Annotated in this window: 5 protein-coding genes and 1 pseudogene; 3 read left to right on the forward strand and 3 right to left on the reverse strand. The window is 63.9% G+C overall.

Annotated elements, in window-relative coordinates; all coding sequences use genetic code 11:
- From ACFE7D_RS14240 to cyoD, 3 genes are all read left to right on the forward strand, one after another.
- A partial coding sequence (locus tag ACFE7D_RS14240; RefSeq protein WP_375396069.1) for a cbb3-type cytochrome c oxidase subunit I occupies window positions 1–1,198 on the forward strand: 1,198 nt, incomplete at its 5' end.
- Window positions 1,195–1,833: a cytochrome o ubiquinol oxidase subunit III gene (cyoC, locus tag ACFE7D_RS14245; RefSeq protein WP_375396070.1), complete on the forward strand. Its 639-nt coding sequence runs from the start codon at window positions 1,195–1,197 to the stop codon at window positions 1,831–1,833. The genes ACFE7D_RS14240 and cyoC, both read left to right, overlap by 4 nt.
- Window positions 1,833–2,228 carry a cytochrome o ubiquinol oxidase subunit IV gene (cyoD, locus tag ACFE7D_RS14250; protein ID WP_375396071.1) on the forward strand — a complete coding sequence of 132 codons (396 nt, stop codon included), beginning with the start codon at window positions 1,833–1,835 and terminating at the stop codon, window positions 2,226–2,228. The genes cyoC and cyoD overlap by 1 nt, the downstream gene beginning before the upstream one ends.
- A gap of 159 nt (window positions 2,229–2,387) precedes the next feature.
- Here cyoD and ACFE7D_RS14255 read toward each other — a convergent pair whose 3' ends face one another.
- The 3 genes and pseudogenes from ACFE7D_RS14255 to ACFE7D_RS14265 all read right to left on the reverse strand — a co-directional run.
- Window positions 2,388–2,633, reverse strand: coding sequence for a GMC family oxidoreductase N-terminal domain-containing protein (locus ACFE7D_RS14255; protein ID WP_375396073.1), 246 nt, complete (start codon window positions 2,631–2,633; stop codon window positions 2,388–2,390).
- 22 nt (window positions 2,634–2,655) lie between these two features.
- On the reverse strand, window positions 2,656–2,811 hold the full coding sequence (locus ACFE7D_RS14260; RefSeq protein ID WP_375396072.1) for a hypothetical protein: 156 nt from the start codon (window positions 2,809–2,811) through the stop codon (window positions 2,656–2,658).
- 77 nt (window positions 2,812–2,888) lie between these two features.
- A pseudogene (locus tag ACFE7D_RS14265) lies at window positions 2,889–3,027 on the reverse strand (C4-dicarboxylate transporter DctA); the annotation flags it as partial.

Here is a 3,027-nt window from a genome sequence, read left to right on the forward strand (position 1 = left end):
CCAGATGATGTTCGTTAACCTCATCTGGGCCTGGGGGCATCCCGAAGTCTATATCCTGATCCTGCCGGCGTTCGGCATCTTCAGCGAAGTCATCGCGACCTTTTCGGGCAAGCCGCTGTTCGGGTATCGCTCGATGATCATGGCGACGATGGCGATCTGCATCCTCGCCTTCATGGTCTGGCTTCACCATTTCTTCACGATGGGGGCGGGCGCGGACGTCAACGGGTTCTTCGGTGTCACGACGATGATCATCGCGGTGCCGACCGGGGTGAAGGTCTTCAACTGGCTGTTCACGATGTATGGCGGGCGCATCCGCTTCACTTCGCCGATGCTGTGGGCGATCGGATTCATGGTGACGTTCGTGATCGGCGGCATGACGGGCGTGCTGCTGGCGGTGCCGCCCGCGGATTTCGTGCTGCACAATTCGCTGTTCCTGGTCGCGCATTTCCACAACGTCATCATCGGCGGCGTGCTGTTCGGCGGTTTTGCGGGCTACACCTACTGGTTCCCCAAGGCGTTCGGGTTCAGGCTGGACGAACGCTGGGGCAAGGCGGCTTTCTGGTTCTGGATCACCGGCTTCTACGTGGCGTTCATGCCGCTCTACGTGCTGGGGCTCGAGGGAATGACCCGGCGGATGCAGCATTACGACGTACCCGGCTGGCAGCCCTGGCTGCTGGTCGCGGGCGTCGGCGCGCTGCTGATCGCGATCGGTATCGGCTGTCAGATCATCCAGCTGTATGTCAGCATCCGCGATCGTGCACAGCTGATCGACCAGACTGGCGATCCATGGGACGGCCGGACGCTCGAATGGGCCACGACATCGCCGCCGCCGCCGTTCAATTACGCGGTGCTTCCCGACGTGCGCGGTGAAGAAGCCTATTGGCGCGTGAAGTCCGCTGCGCGCGAGGACCGCAAGCTCAGCAATTTGCCCGATTATGCGGACATCCATATGCCGCACAATTCACCGACCGGCTTCGTCAGCGCATTCTTCGCGACGATCACGGGGTTTGCGCTGATCTGGCACATCTGGTGGCTGGTCATTCTCGGTTTGCTCGGCGCGTGGGCGACGTTCGTCCTCTTCGCCTGGCGCGACGAAGCCGAATACGAGATCCGCGCCGCCGATCTGGAACGCGCCGATCGCGACCGTCGCCGTGCGAAGGCGCAGATGCTCGATATTCCCGAAGAGGCGGTGGCATGACCGCGGCAGCGAAGCGACCTGCCGATCCGCACCAGTTCGGCCGCGGCGAAATCCCGATCAGCGAGCAGGGGCCGGCACCGAAGCGGATCGCGGTGTCCTATGGGTTCTGGATCTTCCTGCTGTCCGACTTCATCATGTTCTCCGCCTTCTTCGCGGGATATGCGGTGCTCGTCGGCAATACCGCTGGCGGGCCCGGCGGGCGCGAGCTGTTCGAGCTGCCGACCGTCGCGCTGGAAACCACGCTGCTCCTCGCCAGCAGCTTTGCGTGCGGCATGGCGGGTATCGCGATGGCGGCAAGGAACAGGTGGTGGTTCCAGATCGCGATGGCGGTAACCGCGGTGTTCGGTGCCGGCTTTCTCGGCCTGGAAATCCATGAATTCACCGGTCTGATCGCGCGCGGCGCAGGCCCCGATCGAAGCGCCTTCCTGTCGGCCTTCTTCGCACTCGTCGGCTGTCACGGACTGCACGTCACGATCGGGATGCTGTGGCTGACGACGATGATGGCTCAGGTTCAGGCCAAGGGTTTCCAGGACGCCATCGTCCGCCGGATATTGTGCTTCAGCCTGTTCTGGCACGCACTGGACATTATCTGGATCGCGGTATTCACGATCGTCTATCTGATGGGAGCGGGATGATGGATCATCCGGTCGATTCCGACACCGAAGTCGCCGATTCCGCCCCCGGGCAGGAAACCGGCGAGGGTGAATTGCTGTCGGGCATCCGCGGTTATGTCGTGGGGCTGGTCGTGGCAGCGCTGCTGACGGGCGCTAGCTTCTACGTCGCGGGCAGCGGGCTGATCTACGGCCCGGGTATCCCGGTTGCGCTGATGGCGCTGGCGGTAGGCCAGATGGGGGTGCATCTGGTGTTCTTCCTCCACATCACGACAGGGTCGGACAACACCAATAACGTCCTGGCGCTGGCGTTCGGCGTGCTGATCGTGGCGTTGGTGATGATCGGGTCATTGTGGATCATGGCGCATCTGAACCACGATCCGATGTCGCCCGGGATGATGCAGCGGATGCAGCATTAAAGAGCCATACCCATCGTCACCCCGGCTCGAGGCCGGGGCGACGAGCAGGCGGACGATGGTTACCCAGCTACCCCGCCGCCGTTCTACCCCTGATCGCCTTCTCCGCAATCATGATCATCGCCGCGTCGAACGGGCTGCCGCTTTCGCCGGGCGATATCGTCAGCGGCCCGTCGCTGCCTTGAAGGTCGCCGCCGCGATGATGCCCTTCCGGCCGGCGGAAATAGGCAGGACATCCGCGAAGGACCACCCCGCCAGCCCCGTCTGCCGCCATTCGTCATGATCGAGCGGATGCCCGCGCATATGGATCATGCCGTTGATCGCCGAACTGCCGCCAAGCCCCCGTCCGCGCGGCCACCATAGCCGACGGTCGTTCAGATGGGGTTCCGGCTCGGTCGGAAGCCGCAGTTATGCTTGCTCTTCGCCTTGATCAGACTGCCGACGCCTGCCGGCATCCGCGCCAGCATTTCCGTGTTCGCACCCCCGCCTCCAGCAGCAGGACGCGAACCGATGGGTCCTCCGTCAGTCGCGCCGCCAGCGTGCAGCCCGCGGAGCCGCCGCCGCCGATGATATGGTCGTACGTCATTCATCCTCCCACCACCGGTCAAGACATGCTTGCCGGTGGGTTGTTTCGCCGTCGCTTCGCCGGTGCGACGCGTATTCTTACCGCGAACCGGCCAGCGTCGCATCCAGCTTTGCGCGGTCCAGCCGCCCCTCCCAGCGCGCCACCACGATCGCGGCGACCGCGTTGCCGACGAAGTTGGTCAGGCTTCGGCACTCGCTCATGAACCGGTCGACCCCG

Source organism: uncultured Sphingomonas sp., from assembly GCF_964244235.1.
Lineage (GTDB): Bacteria > Pseudomonadota > Alphaproteobacteria > Sphingomonadales > Sphingomonadaceae > Sphingomonas.

Bases quoted from the DNA above. Each gene is read 5' to 3' on its own strand.
- cyoC (WP_375396070.1), top strand. From the start codon at position 1,195: ATGACCGCGGCAGCGAAGCGACCTGCCGATCCGCACCAGTTCGGCCGC.
- cyoD (WP_375396071.1), top strand. From the start codon at position 1,833: ATGGATCATCCGGTCGATTCCGACACCGAAGTCGCCGATTCCGCCCCC.
- ACFE7D_RS14260 (WP_375396072.1), bottom strand. From the start codon at position 2,811: ATGACGTACGACCATATCATCGGCGGCGGCGGCTCCGCGGGCTGCACG.